Raw genomic sequence first — 17,005 nt, forward strand, 5'->3', positions numbered from 1 at the left:
CTGCTCGAACGTGCTCGGAGAATTCAGCTTGCTTGGAGTGCACTCCAGGTGATTAGCGTCATCGGTGTTCGACCGAGACAGTGGCCGACCAAGGAGGGCGAGTGCCGTGAGCGAGTCCGCACCACACCGGAGCCGGGACGACTGGCAACAACCGAGGTATTCGATCGGCGAGGTGGCTGAGCGATCGGGGCTGAGCCGGGACACATTGCGGTGGTACGAGCGAATCGGGCTGATGGATTACATCGACCGGGACCACACCGGCAAACGTCGGTTCAGTGCTCGTGATCTGGACTGGCTGGCACTGATCGGCAGGCTGCGCAACACCGGTATGCCGGTAGCGGACATGCTCCGCTACGCGGAGTTGGTGCGGCTGGGGGAATCCACAATCCCCCAGCGACTGGAGATGTTCCGGAACACCCGCGCCGAGGTACTGGCCAAGATCGACGAACTTCGCCGGACCCTGGACGTCCTGGATAACAAGATCGCCACCTACCAAGGCAGCGCCAGGGCAAGTCGGCCGACCGAAGTCACCGCGCACAACAGCGAAGGAATCAAGGTATGACCACCAACCACACGCTTCCTACCACCACACTTGGCACCGCAGGTATCGAAGTGGGAACGCAAGGGCTCGGCTGCATGGGGATGAGTGAGTTCTACGGCCCAAGCGACCTCACCGAGTCGCGGGCGACGCTGGACCTGGCACTGGAACTAGGTGTCACGCTGTTCGACACCGCCGATATGTACGGCTCCGGTCACAATGAGGAATTCCTCAGTGACTTCGTCAACGCCCACCGTGAGCGAGTGGTGATCGCCACCAAGTTCGGCATCGTCCGCAAAGCGGATGACCCGTCCTACCGGGGCTTCGACAACTCCCCCAGCTATATACGCCGCGCCGTGGAAAGCAGTCTGCGCAGGCTTCGGATCGACACCATCGACCTGTACTACATGCATCGCAAGGACCCCGCTGTCCCGATCGAGGACACCGTCGGCACGATGGCGGAATTGGTGCGAGAAGGCAAGGTTCGCGCACTGGGCCTGTCCGAAGTGACCGGGGCCGAACTGCGCGCAGCGCACGCGGTGCACCCGATCGCCGCGCTGCAGTCGGAGTGGTCGCTGTTCTCCAGGGACGTCGAGCAGACCGCGGTGCCCGCTGCCGCAGAACTCGGCGTGACGTTCGTGCCGTACTCCCCGCTGGGACGCGGCTTCCTCACCGGATCGTTCAACGGCAGCGCGGACGCGCGGGATTTCCGTTCCACGATGCCTCGCTTCTCCAGCGAGAACGCGGCACGCAACGCCGAATTGCTCGGACCACTACAGACCATCGCCGAAGCACGTGGCATCACCTCGGCACAGGTCGCGCTGGCTTGGGTGCATGCGCAAGCCAAGGTGCACAATCTCGCCGTAGTTCCGATTCCAGGTACCCGTAGCCGGGCCCGGCTCACAGACAATGTGGCGGCCGCGACCATGGCACTGACCGCAGACGAGCTGGCGACGCTGGAGCCGATCGCGGACAAAGTGGCCGGGGATCGTTACGCGGACATGTCCTTCACCTCGGCAGGCAGGGAATAACAACGCGGGAGCGCGATCTCGCAGAGTGCCTGTCCAGGTGCCTTGGTGGCGGCCTTCGCGAGTACTTTGGACCGCGTTCACATCGACGTCTCCGAATACTGGAGCCAGTATCGGCACGGATAGAAAGAGGATGCGGCCATGACCGAATCAGCTCCGGAATCCGAGGTGGTCCGCAACGCGGAGCAGAGCCGCTATGAGGTGCGCTATGGCGGGGAGCTGGCCGGCTTCGCCGAATATGAAGAACACGCGGACGAGACGGTGTTCACCCACACCACAATCGACGACGCGTTCTCCGGCAAGGGACTCGGCTCTCGATTGGCCGAGTACGCGATCGAAGACACCGTCGCGCGAGACCGTGTGATCCGGCCGCTGTGCTCATTCATCAAGGCATACCTGGACAAGCACCCCGACTACGACGCGCATGTGATCGGCAAGGGCGTCACGCGGTGAGCGATCCGGATCCCCCCGGCTCGAGGTGCCGCTGGGCGGCATCCGTGGCGTATACGTCGAAACGGGTGCTGCCGCAGCCGGATCTGCCAGCGGTGACCTGGCTGTTCAAAGGCCGCATCCGGCGCAGGGAGGGGCATTTGTTACGGCAGAACGTTGACGTATTCCAGTCCGGCGGTCCTTATCGCACGAAAATGACCATCAGCAGAAGCTATGTCCCGAACATCGAGTCGCTCGGCAATGGCGATGAGCGACGCGTCCGCAGCGCCGAGTGGAAAACTCGCAAACTGCTTCATCAGCTCGATGATCCGTGATGTGTCCGCTGCGACGAACTCCTCGCGAAAGACTCCGTCCCGTACCGCTTCCATGAACTGAATTTCAGCCTGTGCACCAGCATACTTCTGCAGCAGGTAGGTAACCTCGGCCACCACATAGGGCGTGATGACGAACTCGTCCGATCGGCCGGCCAAGAACGCGCTCATCTCCTGATGCCTCTTGTCCTTACGGTTCATCACCGCGACCAAGACGTTGGCATCGATGATCAGCGTCACCGATCCTCGAAAAGTTCAGCGTTCATTCGATCGCTGAGATCCTCTGGTCCGTCGAAGGAAGGCAGAACCGCAAGCCTATTGCTTGCGCCACCATGAACCAGGCGCAATAATGCCGCACGCGCGGCAGGCTCGGCCTCCGGCCGTAACTGTTCGACTAGACGGTGTAGCTCTGGGTAGTGGTCATCCGCCACACTCATGCCTCAACCATACCGTGCAGCCATGGCCGACGCCTTTGACCAGTGATGGCCTCTCGCACTTTCAGTCCCAGATTACATAGATCGAATCTAACTTAGATTCGATCTATGTAATCTGGGACTATCTTTCGGCGAGAGGTGGGCGGGTGGAATTCAAGGGTCGTGCGGCTGACCTCGGGTTGCTGAGGCGGCAGCTGGAGCTGGTGACGGATGGAACAGGCGCGACGCGGGGGCGAGCCGTAATCATGACCGGAAGGCGCCGTGTGGGGAAGTCGCGTCTGGTTCAGGAGTTCTGTGACCGCTCGGGGCTGCCTTATGTCGTGTTCCAGGCGACACGTGGGCGCAACCCTGGCACAGAGCGGGAGGACTTCGTCGCCACCTTGGCTCATTCGCCACTGCGGGGGGCACAGCTCATCGCGGGGATGTCGGCGGCGGATTGGAACCAAGCGTTGCGAACCTTGGCGATCGCCCTGCCGGACGATATCGCGAGCATTGTGGTGATCGACGAGGTGCCGTGGCTGGTGGCGCAGGATTCCGAGTTCGAAGGAGCTCTGCAGACGGTCTGGGATCGGCACCTTTCGGCCAAGCCGGTACTGCTGCTGCTGGTTGGCAGTGATATTTCGGTCATGGAGGCGTTGCAGTCACACGGTCGGCCGTTTTTCGGCCGCGCGACGAAGATGACCGTCGCACCGCTGCATCTGGCGGATGTACAGACCATGACCGAACTGTCGGCGGCCGAGTCGGTGGATGCGCTGTTGATCACCGGTGGTTTCCCTGAGATCGTCCAATCCTGGCGACCTGGAATGAGTCGCACGGATTTCCTGCGCGCGAGCACGACGAATCCGCTGTCCCCGTTACTGGTAGCGGGTGAACTGTCGTTGCTCGGTGAGTTTCCCGAGGCATCCCGTTCACGGGCTGTGCTGGAGGCGATCGGCAGTGGCGAACGCACCTTCAGCACTATCGCTGCCGCCGCGGGTGGAACGGGTGCGTTGCCTGCGGGCACACTGGTGCCTTTGCTGAACACCTTGCAGGCCAAGCGGATAGTTGCCGCGGATCTGCCATTGTCCACGAAACCGGACAGCAAGAACAAGCATTACCGCATCGCAGACTCCTACCTGCGGTTCTGGCTGGCCTTTCTACAGCGCGGAATCCCGCTCATCGAGCGTGGCCGGGGAGATCTGGCATTGGAGCGGATCGAACGTTCGTGGACATCGTGGCGTGGGCGCGCCGTGGAACCGGTGATCCGCGAATCATTGCTGCGTTCGCTGCCCGACGACCGGTGGCCGGAAACCGAAGCAGTAGGCGGTTGGTGGAATCGGCACAATAATCCGGAACTCGACCTGATCGGCGCTGACCGCGCACCCATCGCAGGTGCGGTGCATTTCGTCGGGTCGATCAAATGGCTCGAAGACCGACCGTTCGATCGCCACGACTACGATGCGCTCGCCCGCAGCGTGCTGGCTGTTCCTGGTGCGCGGACCGATACGCCGCTGGTAGCGGTCTCCAGGTCTGGAGTGGACAGCGATCTGCCGATCAGTGCCTACTGGGGGCCAGAGGATCTGCTGCGCGCATGGCAGTGAAGGACATCGCATACGTCGGGCCCAGCATCATGAATGACACGGACCGCTGTGGCCGTGGCATCGCTCCGTTGAAGGCTCACCCGAGCAGTTCATCTGCGTCGCGCCACATTCGCGCCACCACCTGACCCGCTGGCTCTTCTGTGGCCAGCGCGGCACTTTGCCCGGCCCAGTAGTTGGCCGGATCCACTCCCTCCTCGGCCCCTGTGCCGCGCCGCCACTGGGTGACCAGCCGCGACTGCTCCGGATAGGGTGCCGGGCGAGGTGCTCGAGGCTGCGTCCACGCCGTCAGATACGGCGTCTTGGCCGCACGTGCCGAGCGGCCGGTATAGGCGCGGGTGGTGATCGTGGCATCGGGGGCAAGACCGGCCAGCGTATCGGCCCATTCCTTGCTGATACCCGTCTCCGGGCAGCGCAGCAAGGCGGTGCCGACCTGCACGGCGCTGGCTCCCAGTGCCAACGCCGCCGCCACCCCGCGACCGTCCGCGATACCGCCTGCGGCGATGATCGGTACCCGCAGGTGGTCGGCGAACCAGGGGAGCAATGCGAACAGGCCGACATCGGTGCGCTCGGTGTCTTCTTGATCGAACGTGCCGCGATGGCCGCCTGCTTCCATACCCTGCGCGACGATCGCGTCGGCACCGGCATCCTGGCGGCCAGGGCATCGTCGAGCGTGGTGGCGCAGGCGAACCAGGAGATTCCCAGGTCGTGCATTCGGCGTACATAGTCCGGCTCGAATACGCCCATGATCGAGGAGATCACGGTGGGACGCACTGTAAGCATGGCCTCGCACTGCTCCGCGTAATCCTGCGGTGCGGCTACCGGCTCTCCTGGCGTGCCGAAGCGGCCGAGGAATTCGCGGGCCCGCTCGATCCGGCGCTGACGCTCATCAGGATCGACGAGAGAGGTATCCGGGATCCAGATGTTCAGCTGGAAGGCGCCGGACGTCGCACTGCGGAACCGCTCCGCCCATTGCGCGATGTTCGAGGGGCTCTCCCGAAGTACTCCGGTGGCGCCCATACCGCCTGCCTCGGCGACCGCGATGGCCAGCTCGGGTGGGCTGGAGCCTGCCATCGGCGCCTGCACGATCGGTACTTGCAGCCCGAACCGTTCACAGAACTGGAGTGCCCGCTGCCGTGCCTTGGTCATGGATGATCTCCTGCCTCGAGTGACTCTCCGACCTGTTGCGCAGCGCGACGTCGAGCCTCCTGCGGTGCCGCGCGCCTCGATGTCGTTGCGTTCATCCTCGAAGTTGCCCGATCATCGGGAACCGAACCCACCTGAGGCAGCGGCGCTCGGCCGAACCGGTTGGCCACTACATCACTTGACGAGATCGAATATCCGCTTCTAGCCTGCGCAGCTGTGCAGGCTTATGCGGCGATGGATCCGCGACTACCACTGGCAGCGGTTCCTGCCTACGCCCGACGTATCGAACAGTTGGGCTTCGACGGCCTGCATGTTCCCGAAACGATTCACGATTCACTCGCGGTGGCGCTGCTGGCGCTGGAGCACACTACGCGGCTCACCGTTCGTACGGCGGTAACGCTTGCGTTCGTGCGCAGCCCCACCCTGGTGGCCTACACCGCGTGGGATTTGTCGACGATGTCCGGCGGACGGTTCGAACTCGGGCTCGGCACCCAGATAAAGCAGAACATCGAGGGGCGTTTCGGTGTGCCGTGGAGTGAACCACGATCGCGGATGGCGGAGTACCTGGCGGCTCTGGATGCTTTGTTCACTGCGTTCCGCGACGGCGGCCCGCTGCACTACGAAGGCGATCATTACCGGCTGACCCGCATGCAGCCCTACTTCAATCCCGGACCGAGCGCTACCAGAACGCCACCCGTATGGTTGGGCGCGGTCAATGCCGGTATGTGCGAGCTGGCCGGTCGGATGGCGCACGGTGTCATCACGCATTCGACCAACGCCGATCCCGACTACCTGCGTGCCGTGGTGCTGCCGGCATTGGATCGGGGCGCAACCGACGCAGGCCGCCCCACTCGCCCCATGCTCCTGGCATCGCCACCCATCGCGATGGGGGCGAACGACGACAGCGTCCGGCAGGAACGGGAACGCCAGCGCCGCATGCTGGCATTCCTGTACTCCACACCGTCCTATGCGCCGACACTCGGCCGACGTGGCTGGACCGAGTTGCCGGAACAGCTTCGAGTGATGATCCGCGCGCAGCGGTGGGCGGATCTACCCGGGCTGATTACCGATGCGATGCTCGATGAACTGGTCATTTGTGGTCGTTACGAGCAGTTACCCGCCCTGCTGACGGAAAGGTACAGCGCAGTGGCCGATGGCGTCGTACTGCCGCCCCTCGGCGAGGGGCACGACGACCGCCTACTGCAGAAATGCGTTACCGCGCTGCGGCGGACACCGACCGAGAACGAGACATAGCGGTGTCCGCGGCGCTGCGCGCTACCATCACACCGATCAGGCCCGGCGCGGACGAAACACCGCCGTGAATCCCGCCGACGCCACGATCTTTCCGGTGCTGTCGGCGATATCCGCTGGCGCCTCGAACTCCACCGGTACTCGCGCCGCTACGTCCGCCTGGATCTTCGCCAGCAGCTCGGCAGAGAACGCCGAAGTGACGACAAACGGCCCCGTATCCCCCTTCGCGCGCGCCTTGTACTCGATCCGCCCGTCCCTGACCACGATGTAGGTCTCGTCCACCCAGTCACCGATCGCGGATACCGAGGCCCCCATCGCAGACGTTTCCGCGATCCCGAACAGCACCGCCGCATGCAGATCCTTGTTGTGGTTCAGATGCTCCGCACGCGGCGCCATCGACAGCACGCTGCGCCCCGGAGAGAACTCTTTCCACTGGACCCCCGAGTACTGCACGAAGCCCAATCTCCGCAATCCGGCCAGCACCGGATCCTCACTGGCCACGCTGTCCACCCAAACCTCCAGAACCAACTGAAACCTATTGCACTTTTTACAACGTACAGGCCGAGTGATCCAAAACACCAAGTGGTCCGAAACAACAGCTGAGCGGGTGCCACACTGGCCGAGCTCGCTGTGGCCACAGCGCCGGATACGGCCACAGTGCCGTGATGGCAGGGATGGCGAACCTGAAACAAGGTCCGAACCGAAAGACGAACGGCCCCCGCTCCGAAAGACGGAAGCGGGGGCCGCATGCTGTCGTGCTACGCGATCAGCGGTAGTCGCTGAAGCCGTAGTCGTCCAGCGGAACCGCGGCTCCGGTGGTCTGGCCGAAGCTGTCCGGGCTGTAGTAGGTGTCGTCATAGGACGGCACCGCGTACGCGGCGGCCCGAGCCTCTTCGGTCGGCTGCACCTGGATGTTCCGGTAACGGTTGATACCGGTACCGGCCGGGATCAGCTTGCCGATGATCACGTTCTCCTTGAGGCCGATGAGCTTATCGGAGCGGCAGTTGATCGCCGCGTCCGTCAGGACTCGGGTGGTCTCCTGGAAGGACGCCGCCGACAGCCACGAATCGGTGGCCAGCGATGCCTTGGTGATACCCATCAGCACCGGGCGGCCCGCCGCGGGCTCATTGCCCTCGGCGACGACGCGGCGGTTGGCAGCCTCGAACTCGGCGCGTTCGGTGAGCGAGCCGGGCAGGAACTCGGTCGCACCCGAATCGATGATGGTCACGCGACGCAGCATCTGGCGCACGATCACCTCGATGTGCTTGTCGTGGATCGACACACCCTGCGAACGGTAGACCTCCTGGACCTCGTGGACCAAGTGGACCTGTACCTGCCGGGGGCCCATGATGCGCAGCACCTCGTGCGGATCCGCCGCGCCTTCCAGCAGCTGCTGGCCGACCTCGACGTGATCACCGTCCGACAGCAACCGCTCGGTGCCGTCATCGTGCTTGAACACCCGCAGGCGCTGCCGCTTGGAGAGCTTGTCGTAGACGACTTCTTCGCCACCGTCATCCGGGATGATGGTGATCTTGTAGAAGCGATCGTCGTCTTCCATCCGCACCCGGCCGGAGACCTCGGCGATCGGCGCCTTGCCCTTCGGCACCCGCGCCTCGAACAGCTCCTGCACACGCGGCAGACCGCCGGTGATGTCGTCACCCGCGACACCACCCTGGTGGAAGGTACGCATGGTCAGCTGGGTACCCGGCTCACCGATGGACTGCGCGGCGACGATACCGACGGCCTCACCGATATCGACGAGCTTGCCGGTCGCCATGGAACGGCCGTAGCAGGTCGCACACACGCCGGTGCCGGTGGTGCAGGTCAGCACGGAGCGGACCTTCACCTCGGTGATGCCTGCGTCCAGCAGCGCCTCCAGCGCAGGGTCGCCGAGATCGGCGCCCTTACCGACGACGACATTGCCCTGCTCGTCGAGCGCATCCGCCGCGAGGGTACGCGCGTAGGTGGAGGTCTCCACATGCGCGTCGCGGATGATCGAGCCGTCGAGCTGCTTCTCGGCGATCGGCACCACGATGCCGCGCTCGGTGCCACAGTCGTGCTCGCGCACGATGACGTCCTGCGATACGTCCACCAGACGACGGGTCAGGTAACCCGAGTCGGCGGTACGCAGCGCGGTATCGGCCAGACCCTTACGCGCGCCGTGGGTGTTGATGAAGTACTCCAGAACCGTCAGGCCCTCGCGGAACGAGGACTTGATCGGCCGCGGGATGAACTCACCCTTCGGGTTGGTCACCAGACCCTTCATGCCTGCGAGGGTACGAGTCTGGGTGAAGTTACCCGTTGCGCCCGAGTCGACGATCGTGATGATCGGGTTGTCGGCCGGGTAATGCGCGCGCAGCGCCTTACCGACCTCTTCTGTCGCCTCCTGCCAGATCTTGACCAGGGCGTTGTTGCGCTCCTGGTGATCGAGCGCACCACGCTGGTACTTCTTCTCGATCTGATCCGACTGCGCCTCGTAGCGCTCCATGATCTCGGCCTTCTCCGGCGGCACGAGCACGTCGGACATCGAGACCGTGACGCCGGAACGGGTGGCCCAGTGGAAGCCGGCGTCCTTGAGCTTGTCGACGGTCTGCGCGACCACGATCATCGGATAGCGCTCGGCGAGATCGTTGATGATCGTCGCCTGCCGCTTCTTCGGCATCTGCTCGTTGATGAACGCGTAGTCCACCGGCAACAGCTCGTTGAACAGCACCCGGCCCAGCGTGGTCTCGATGGTCCACGCGTCGCCACGACGCCAGCCCTCGGGGAACACCGCCGCCTCGATATCCTTCGGCGGGCGCTGGTCGGTCAGCCGGACCTTGATCAGCGAACGCACGGTGAGCTCACCGCGGTCCACCGCCATCTGCGCCTCGGCGGGCGAGGAGTACACGCCCTGCTCCGGAGCCTCGCTGGTGGCAGGCTGATAGGAACCCCGTGCCCCCTCTTCGAGACGGGTCAAGTAGTACAGACCGGTCACCATGTCCAGACGCGGCATGGCCAGCGGACGACCCGACGCGGGCGAGAGGATGTTGTTCGACGACAGCATCAGCACGCGCGCCTCGGCCTGTGCCTCGGCCGACAGCGGCAGGTGCACCGCCATCTGGTCACCGTCGAAGTCGGCGTTGAACGCCTCACAGACCAGCGGGTGCAGCTGGATGGCCTTGCCTTCCACCAGCTGCGGCTCGAATGCCTGGATGCCGAGCCGGTGCAGGGTCGGCGCGCGGTTGAGCAGCACGGGGTGTTCGGCGATGACCTCTTCGAGGACGTCCCACACCTGCGGGCGCTGCCGCTCCACCATCCGCTTGGCCGACTTGATGTTCTGCGCGTGGTTCAAATCGACCAGGCGCTTCATCACGAACGGCTTGAACAGCTCCAGCGCCATCAGCTTGGGCAGACCGCACTGGTGCAGCTTCAGCTGCGGACCGACGACGATCACCGAACGGCCGGAGTAGTCGACACGCTTACCGAGCAGGTTCTGCCGGAACCGGCCCTGCTTGCCCTTGAGCAGATCCGACAGCGACTTCAGCGGACGGTTGCCCGGTCCGGTGACCGGACGGCCGCGACGACCGTTGTCGAACAGCGCGTCCACGGACTCCTGCAGCATCCGCTTCTCGTTGTTGACGATGATCTCGGGCGCGCCGAGGTCGATCAGTCGCTTGAGGCGGTTGTTGCGGTTGATCACGCGCCGGTACAGGTCGTTCAGGTCGGAGGTGGCGAAGCGGCCACCGTCGAGCTGAACCATCGGACGCAACTCCGGCGGAATCACCGGAACCGCGTCGAGCACCATGCCCATCGGCGAGTTGCCGTTGGCCTGGAACGCCGCGACGACCTTGAGCCGCTTGAGCGCGCGCAGCTTCTTCTGCCCCTTACCGGTGCGGATGGTCTCGCGCAGCGTCTCGGCCTCGGCCTCGATATCGAAGCTCTCCATCAGCTTCTGGATCGACTCCGCGCCCATGGCGCCGGTGAAGTACTCGCCGTAGCGGTCGACCAGCTCGCGGTAGAGCAGCTCGTCGACGATGAGCTGCTTGGGGGCCAGTTTGGTGAAGGTGTTCCAGATCTCCTCCAACCGGTCCAGATCGCGCTGAGCGCGGTCACGCAGCTGGCGCATCTCACGCTCGCCGCCGTCCTTGACCTTGCGGCGCACGTCGGCCTTGGCGCCCTCGGCTTCCAGTTCGGCCAAATCGGCTTCGAGCTTCTGCGCACGGGCCTCTAGATCGGCGTCACGCTGATCGGTGACCGACTTCTTCTCGACCTCCATCTCGGCCTCTAGCGTGGACAGCTCGTTGTGCCGCAGCTCCTCGTCGACGGCCACGATGACATAAGCGGCGAAGTAGATGATCTTTTCCAGATCCTTCGGCGCCAGATCGAGCAGGTACCCGAGGCGCGAGGGCACGCCCTTGAAGTACCAGATGTGGGTAACCGGAGCGGCAAGCTCGATATGGCCCATCCGTTCACGGCGCACCTTGGCGCGAGTCACCTCGACACCACAGCGCTCACAGATGATGCCCTTGAAGCGGACGCGCTTGTACTTACCGCAGTAGCATTCCCAGTCCCTGGTAGGACCGAAGATCTTCTCGCAGAACAGGCCGTCCTTCTCCGGCTTGAGCGTGCGGTAGTTGATGGTCTCCGGCTTCTTCACCTCACCGTAGGACCACTGGCGGATGTCTTCGGCGGTGGCGAGGCCGATCCGGAGTTCATCGAAGAAGTTGACGTCTAGCACGTAACTTCCTTTCCCCTGTGCGGGTCGAATTCGAGCAAAAGTTCACTAGTGGGTGGTTGCCGAGGCTTCGCTCGGCGAACCCCCAGGCAAAGCGCGGGGTGGCCGGCTGCCGCACTGCGGCGGCATCCGGCCCCTTTCCACCTAGTTCGCCAGATCGTCGACGGTGGCCGCTTCGTTCCTGGACAGGTTGATGCCCAGGTTGGCCGCCGCACGCTCCAGGTCCTCGTCGTCGCCGTCACGCATCTCGATCGCGGCGCCGTCGGACGACAGCACCTCGACGTTGAGGCATAGCGACTGGAGTTCCTTGAGCAAGACCTTGAACGACTCCGGAATGCCCGGCTCCGGGATGTTCTCGCCCTTGACGATCGCTTCGTAGACCTTCACACGACCGACCACGTCGTCGGACTTGATGGTCAGCAGTTCCTGCAGCGTGTACGCCGCACCGTAGGCCTGCATGGCCCAGCACTCCATTTCCCCGAAGCGCTGACCACCGAACTGCGCCTTACCACCGAGCGGCTGCTGGGTGATCATCGAGTACGGACCGGTCGAGCGCGCGTGGATCTTGTCGTCGACCAGGTGGTGCAGCTTCAGGATGTACATGTAGCCGACCGCGACGGGGTACGGGAACGGCTCGCCCGAACGGCCGTCGAACAGCGTGGCCTTACCGTCGTCGTTGACCATGCGCTCGCCGTCGCGGTTGGGCAGCGTCGAGCCGAGCAGGCCGGTCAGCTCTTCTTCGCGAGCACCGTCGAACACCGGCGTGGCGATATTCGAATCGGCCGGAGCCCCGAGCATCACTTCCGGCAGTGCCTTCGCCCATTCCGGACGGGTACCGTCGGCAGCCACATCGACCTGCCAGCCCGCTTTACCGATCCAGCCCAGATGGGTCTCCAGGATCTGGCCGATGTTCATACGACGCGGCACGCCGTGGGTGTTCAGGATGATGTCGACCGGGGTGCCGTCCGGAAGGAACGGCATGTCCTCGGTGGGCAGGATCTTGCCGATGACACCCTTGTTGCCGTGGCGACCGGCGAGCTTATCGCCGTCCTGGATCTTGCGCTTCTGCGCCACGTACACCCGGACCAGCTCGTTGACGCCGGGCGGCAGATCGTCGTCGTCGTCCCTCGAGAACACGCGGATGCCGATGACCTTGCCGGACTCACCGTGCGGCACCTTCAGCGAGGTATCGCGAACCTCACGCGCCTTCTCGCCGAAGATCGCGCGCAGCAGCCGCTCCTCCGGGGTCAGTTCGGTCTCACCCTTCGGGGTGACCTTGCCGACCAGGATGTCGCCATCGCGGACCTCGGCGCCGATCCGGACGATACCGCGCTCGTCCAGGTCGGCGAGCACCTCATCGGAGACGTTCGGGATATCCCTGGTGATCTCCTCGGCACCCAGTTTGGTGTCGCGGGCATCGATCTCGTGCTCCTCGATGTGGATCGAGGTGAGCACATCCTCTTCCACGAGGCGCTGCGACAGAATGATCGCGTCCTCGTAGTTGTGGCCTTCCCACGGCATGACCGCGACGAGCAGGTTCTTACCGAGCGCCATCTCACCGTTCTCGGTGCACGGGCCGTCGGCGAGGACCTGCCCCTGCTCCACTCGCTGCCCCTCGTCCACGATCGGACGCTGGTTCGAGCAGGTGCCCTGGTTCGAGCGGTTGAACTTGCGCATCCGGTAGCTCTTGCGCGTACCGTCGTCGGCCATCACGGTGACGTAGTCGGCGGAGACCTCCTCGACCACACCGGCCTTCTCGTTCACCACCACATCGCCCGCGTCGACGGCCGCGCGTAGCTCCATGCCGGTGCCGACGATCGGCGATTCGGAACGGATCAGCGGAACGGCCTGACGCTGCATGTTCGCACCCATCAGGGCACGGTTGGCGTCGTCGTGCTCCAGGAACGGGATCATGGCGGTCGCGACCGAGACCATCTGGCGCGGAGAGACGTCCATGAAGTCGACCTCGGTGGCCGAGACCAGCTCGTTCTCCTCGTTGCCTCGGCGGCACAGCACCCGGTCCTCGACGAAGCGACCGTCCGCGCCGATCGGCGAATTCGCCTGGGCGCGCACATGGCGGTCTTCTTCGTCCGCGGTCAGGTAGACCACCTCATCGGTGACCCTGCCGTCGACGACCTTCCGGTACGGCGTCTCGATGAACCCGAACGGATTCACCCGCGCGTACACCGACAGCGAACCGATCAGGCCGATGTTCGGGCCTTCCGGGGTCTCGATCGGGCACATACGGCCGTAGTGCGACGGGTGGACGTCACGGACTTCCAGACCGGCCCGCTCACGGGACAGGCCGCCGGGGCCCAGTGCCGAGAGACGGCGCTTGTGAGTCAGACCCGACAGCGGATTGTTCTGGTCCATGAACTGCGACAGCTGGGAGGTTCCGAAGAACTCCTTGATCGCGGCGACGACCGGACGGATGTTGATCAGGGTCTGCGGCGTGATCGCCTCGACATCCTGGGTGGTCATCCGCTCGCGGACCACACGCTCCATCCGGGACAGACCGACCCGGATCTGGTTCTGGATCAGCTCACCGACAGTACGCAGGCGGCGATTGCCGAAGTGGTCGATATCGTCCACTTCCACCGGAACCTCGACACCGCCGGGAGCGGTCATGACCTTATCGCCCGCATGCAGACGGACCAGGTACTCGATGGTGTTGACGATGTCTTCCTTCGTCAGCACCGAGCCTGTGATCTGCTCGCCCGCGTGGATGCCGAGCTTCTTGTTGATCTTGTAGCGACCCACGCGCGCCAGGTCGTAGCGCTTCTCCTTGAAGAACAGGTTCTCCAGCAGAGTCTGCGCCGACTCCTTGGTCGGCGGCTCGCCCGGACGCAGCTTGCGGTAGATGTCCAGCAGCGCCTCGTCCTGACCGGCGGTGTTGTCCTTCTCCAAGGTCGACATCATGATCTCGGAGAAGCCGAAGCGCTCGACGATCTCCTCGGTGGTCCAGCCGAGCGCCTTCAGCAGCACGGTGACCGGCTGGCGACGCTTGCGGTCGATACGCACACCGACGGTGTCGCGCTTGTCCACATCGAATTCCAGCCACGCGCCGCGGCTCGGGATGACGCGCACACTGTGCAGGTCCTTCTCCGTGCCCTTGTCGACGGTGTGATCGAAGTAGACACCCGGCGAACGCACCAGCTGCGAGACGACTACACGCTCGGTGCCGTTGATGATGAACGTGCCCTTATCGGTCATCATCGGGAAATCACCCATGAAGACCGTCTGGCTCTTGATCTCACCGGTGTTGTTGTTGATGAACTCCGCGGTGACGAACAGCGGCGCCGCGTAGGTCATGTCCTTGTCTTTGCACTCGTCGATCGAGGCCTTGACCTCTTCGAAGCGCGGACCGGAGAAGGACAGGGACATCGAACCGGAGAAGTCCTCGATCGGGGAGAGCTCCTCGAGTACCTCTTCGAGGCCACCGACTAGGCCGACGTCACCGCGCTCGGCGGCACGCGCGCGCCACTCCGGCGAACCGACCAACCAGGCGAACGATTCCGTTTGTAGATCGAGAAGTCCGGGCACCTCCAAGGGTTCACGGATCTTTGCGAAAGACACCCGCAACGGGGCTCCGGGGATTCCGGCAACTGCCTTGGTCTGGGTGGAGACTGCCAAGATGCGTCCTTCCAGCACCTCACGCGCGTCGCGTGGTGGTCCGCGACCGTCGCTCTGTCTGCTACGAATTCCGCTGGTTACAACCCGAACGAAACTCGAACAGGCACCACCGAAAGTAACACCGGGAGGGTGAACTTACGTGTGCACATCGAGGTATGGACAGGAGGCAGCCAGCGCAACGTCCAAAACTACACCCATATCCACGGGGGTGTCAAAGTACCACCCGCGTGATCGCCCACATGGCTGGCGCGCCGGGCCTGATTCGCTGGCTACCTCATGAGCCGCGGTGCGCCTAAGCCACTGTGACAGCTGCCGCTGTTGTGAATAGCGTGACGGGTCGGACGAAACTCGTCAAGTGGCAGACCCGACCGAAGCACCGACGAGATGCCATGGCGCGCTGGACTATCCCGGCTCATCGGCCGGGATGTGCGCAATGCGTGGACCACAGTGTTATCAGAAAGCCACGGATTGTCAGAGAGCCAGTTCGCTGACCAGCCAGCGACCGTCCACCTTCTGCATGTGCAGGACGACACTGGCCGAGACACTCGGCTGAGCCGACCCATCCCTGGTGGCACTCTGTGTCACGTTGGCGAGCAATTCGGCACGATCATCGGTCAGCAATGTCACAGCCACTTCGGCGTCGGCATCGACGACGACCTTGCCCTGCGCGACCGCCGAAGCAGTGGTCGGGGTGAACTTGTCGGCTTCGGCGAGCATCTTTCCGGTGATCACCTGTCCGATAGCGTCCCGGTAACCGTCCACATCATTCGCGTCATAAGCGAAGATGGTCCGCAATGCGTGGTCAGCCGCCGACCGCACCTCTTGCGTGAGCTCATTGTCCACGAATGCGCGATTCGATGTATCCACCCCTGGCCGCTGTGCGGCGAACCAGGAAAAGGCACCGAGCACCATCGCGGCAAGCACCATCACCGCGACAACTCCCCAGCGCGGCTTCCCGGTTTTCTCGCGAGGCCCGCGATCCTGCGCACCCGACCGGACTCGACGCCATCGCGACGGTCCGGCTTCCCGCTCTCGCCGCTTTCCGGCGCGGGCAGGGGCCGCTGCCGCGGTAGGCCGGGAGACACCTGCCACGCGCGGCTTACGGCTCGGTCCGGCAGGCGCGTTCCGCGCGGAACCACGGCGAGCGGATTGCCCGGCGAGCGGGCGGCGCGTCGAGGTGACCCGGTTGACCGGTCGGCGCGACGTCATAGGGCTCCTCCTACGATCCCGGTTTCGGCGGGGCCTGCGGCTGATCCGCCGCCGGTGCGGGCGGCTGGTCCGCCTGCGGCACGATCGGCTGCCGAGCCGGTCCTTCACTCAGCAATACCTGCTCGCCGTGCTGATAGACCTGCTCCGCCTTCCAGACGCCATCGACCTTGGTCATATCGATGCTCCAGGTGAGCAGCGATTCGATGGGCGGCCGGTCCTTGCCTGTTTCGGTCAACTGGAATACCACCAGTGCGGAGGCTCTATCCAGCTCGCTGTTGAGCGAGGTGAGCGCGGCGCTGCGCACAGTCGAACTCGACTCGAGCCCCTTCTGCTGCGCCCACTGCTCGGGCTGGTCGGCGTATTCGTCGAGCGAGTCCAGCAGCGCACCGGTCATCGAAGACTTGGCCAGTGCGAGCGAACCGGGCACGTCATCGAGGTTCATCGTGGTCGTATTCAGCACGAACTGGCGCGCACCTGCCACAGCGGCTTCGCGCTCATCGGCGCGCGGGCCATCGCTGAGCGCGGCATGAACCCAGCCGACCCCGAACCACGTTGCGGCGACCACAGCCACCACGAGCACCGCGGCCGAACCGAAGAACGCCACCGTGCTCAGTACCGATGCGGCGCCTGTGCGCTCTGCTATGCCTCGGTCCGATGCTTCCCGCGGTGTCCCGGCGGACTGCTCGGCATCGGAGCTCATGACAACACCTC

13 protein-coding genes and 1 pseudogene are annotated in these 17,005 nt (G+C 64.3%); 5 read left to right on the top strand and 9 right to left on the bottom strand.

Annotated features, from left to right (window positions below; translation table 11 throughout):
* The first annotated feature begins 106 nt into the window (after positions 1–106).
* The 3 genes from ACL02S_RS19915 (at position 107) to ACL02S_RS19925 (ending at position 2,019) form a co-directional block, all read left to right on the top strand.
* Positions 107–562, top strand: coding sequence for a MerR family transcriptional regulator (locus ACL02S_RS19915; protein WP_412803977.1), 456 nt, complete (start codon positions 107–109; stop codon positions 560–562).
* Positions 559–1,569 carry an aldo/keto reductase gene (locus ACL02S_RS19920; protein WP_412803978.1) on the top strand — a complete coding sequence of 337 codons (1,011 nt, stop codon included), beginning with the start codon at positions 559–561 and terminating at the stop codon, positions 1,567–1,569. Before ACL02S_RS19915 ends, ACL02S_RS19920 begins: the two co-directional genes overlap by 4 nt.
* A 138-nt stretch (positions 1,570–1,707) precedes the next feature.
* Complete coding sequence (locus ACL02S_RS19925) at positions 1,708–2,019, top strand: GNAT family N-acetyltransferase (protein WP_412803979.1); 312 nt, start codon at positions 1,708–1,710, stop codon at positions 2,017–2,019.
* A 140-nt stretch (positions 2,020–2,159) separates the two neighbouring features.
* Here the strand turns inward: ACL02S_RS19925 and ACL02S_RS19930 are convergent, their stop codons facing one another.
* On the bottom strand, positions 2,160–2,567 hold the full coding sequence (locus ACL02S_RS19930; protein ID WP_412803980.1) for a type II toxin-antitoxin system VapC family toxin: 408 nt from the start codon (positions 2,565–2,567) through the stop codon (positions 2,160–2,162).
* On the bottom strand, positions 2,564–2,764 hold the full coding sequence (locus ACL02S_RS19935) for a hypothetical protein (RefSeq protein WP_412803981.1): 201 nt from the start codon (positions 2,762–2,764) through the stop codon (positions 2,564–2,566). Before ACL02S_RS19935 ends, ACL02S_RS19930 begins: the two co-directional genes overlap by 4 nt.
* Positions 2,765–3,024: 260 nt before the next feature.
* On the opposite strand from ACL02S_RS19935, the gene ACL02S_RS19940 reads away from it, so the two are divergent.
* A complete protein-coding gene (locus ACL02S_RS19940; RefSeq protein ID WP_412803982.1) occupies positions 3,025–4,341 on the top strand; it encodes an ATP-binding protein in 1,317 nt (438 codons plus the stop codon).
* A gap of 76 nt (positions 4,342–4,417) precedes the next feature.
* Here ACL02S_RS19940 and ACL02S_RS19945 read toward each other — a convergent pair whose 3' ends face one another.
* Together ACL02S_RS19945 and ACL02S_RS19950 are read right to left on the bottom strand one after the other, a co-directional pair.
* Positions 4,418–5,077: an NAD(P)H-dependent flavin oxidoreductase gene (locus ACL02S_RS19945; protein ID WP_412804013.1), complete on the bottom strand. Its 660-nt coding sequence runs from the start codon at positions 5,075–5,077 to the stop codon at positions 4,418–4,420.
* Positions 5,002–5,487 (bottom strand): annotated as a pseudogene (locus ACL02S_RS19950) (nitronate monooxygenase); the annotation flags it as partial. The gene ACL02S_RS19945 and the pseudogene ACL02S_RS19950, both read right to left, overlap by 76 nt.
* A 213-nt stretch (positions 5,488–5,700) precedes the next feature.
* Between ACL02S_RS19950 and ACL02S_RS19955 the strand changes: the two are divergent.
* A complete protein-coding gene (locus ACL02S_RS19955; RefSeq protein ID WP_412803983.1) occupies positions 5,701–6,738 on the top strand; it encodes a TIGR03617 family F420-dependent LLM class oxidoreductase in 1,038 nt (345 codons plus the stop codon).
* 36 nt (positions 6,739–6,774) lie between these two features.
* Here the strand turns inward: ACL02S_RS19955 and ACL02S_RS19960 are convergent, their stop codons facing one another.
* The 5 genes from ACL02S_RS19960 to ACL02S_RS19980 all read right to left on the bottom strand — a co-directional run bounded on the left by ACL02S_RS19960 (position 6,775) and on the right by ACL02S_RS19980 (position 16,994).
* Positions 6,775–7,236 carry a PaaI family thioesterase gene (locus tag ACL02S_RS19960; protein ID WP_412803984.1) on the bottom strand — a complete coding sequence of 154 codons (462 nt, stop codon included), beginning with the start codon at positions 7,234–7,236 and terminating at the stop codon, positions 6,775–6,777.
* A 265-nt stretch (positions 7,237–7,501) separates the two neighbouring features.
* The gene (locus ACL02S_RS19965) at positions 7,502–11,455 is read right to left on the bottom strand and encodes a DNA-directed RNA polymerase subunit beta' (RefSeq protein ID WP_412803985.1); all 3,954 of its coding nucleotides are present in this window, start codon (positions 11,453–11,455) and stop codon (positions 7,502–7,504) included.
* A 141-nt stretch (positions 11,456–11,596) separates the two neighbouring features.
* On the bottom strand, positions 11,597–15,103 hold the full coding sequence (rpoB, locus tag ACL02S_RS19970) for a DNA-directed RNA polymerase subunit beta (protein WP_412803986.1): 3,507 nt from the start codon (positions 15,101–15,103) through the stop codon (positions 11,597–11,599).
* A gap of 453 nt (positions 15,104–15,556) precedes the next feature.
* Entirely contained in the window at positions 15,557–16,294 is a 738-nt protein-coding gene (locus ACL02S_RS19975) for a hypothetical protein (protein ID WP_412803987.1), read from the bottom strand.
* Between the two features lie 10 nt (positions 16,295–16,304).
* Positions 16,305–16,994, bottom strand: a complete 690-nt coding sequence (locus tag ACL02S_RS19980; protein ID WP_412803988.1) for a hypothetical protein — start codon at positions 16,992–16,994, stop codon at positions 16,305–16,307.
* Positions 16,995–17,005: the final 11 nt, after the last annotated feature.

This window comes from Nocardia spongicola, from assembly GCF_047200775.1.
Taxonomy (GTDB): domain Bacteria; phylum Actinomycetota; class Actinomycetes; order Mycobacteriales; family Mycobacteriaceae; genus Nocardia.

Bases quoted from the DNA above. Each gene is read 5' to 3' on its own strand.
- ACL02S_RS19935 (WP_412803981.1), bottom strand. From the start codon at position 2,764: ATGAGTGTGGCGGATGACCACTACCCAGAGCTACACCGTCTAGTCGAA.
- ACL02S_RS19925 (WP_412803979.1), top strand. From the start codon at position 1,708: ATGACCGAATCAGCTCCGGAATCCGAGGTGGTCCGCAACGCGGAGCAG.
- ACL02S_RS19980 (WP_412803988.1), bottom strand. From the start codon at position 16,994: ATGAGCTCCGATGCCGAGCAGTCCGCCGGGACACCGCGGGAAGCATCG.
- ACL02S_RS19975 (WP_412803987.1), bottom strand. From the start codon at position 16,294: ATGACGTCGCGCCGACCGGTCAACCGGGTCACCTCGACGCGCCGCCCG.
- ACL02S_RS19920 (WP_412803978.1), top strand. From the start codon at position 559: ATGACCACCAACCACACGCTTCCTACCACCACACTTGGCACCGCAGGT.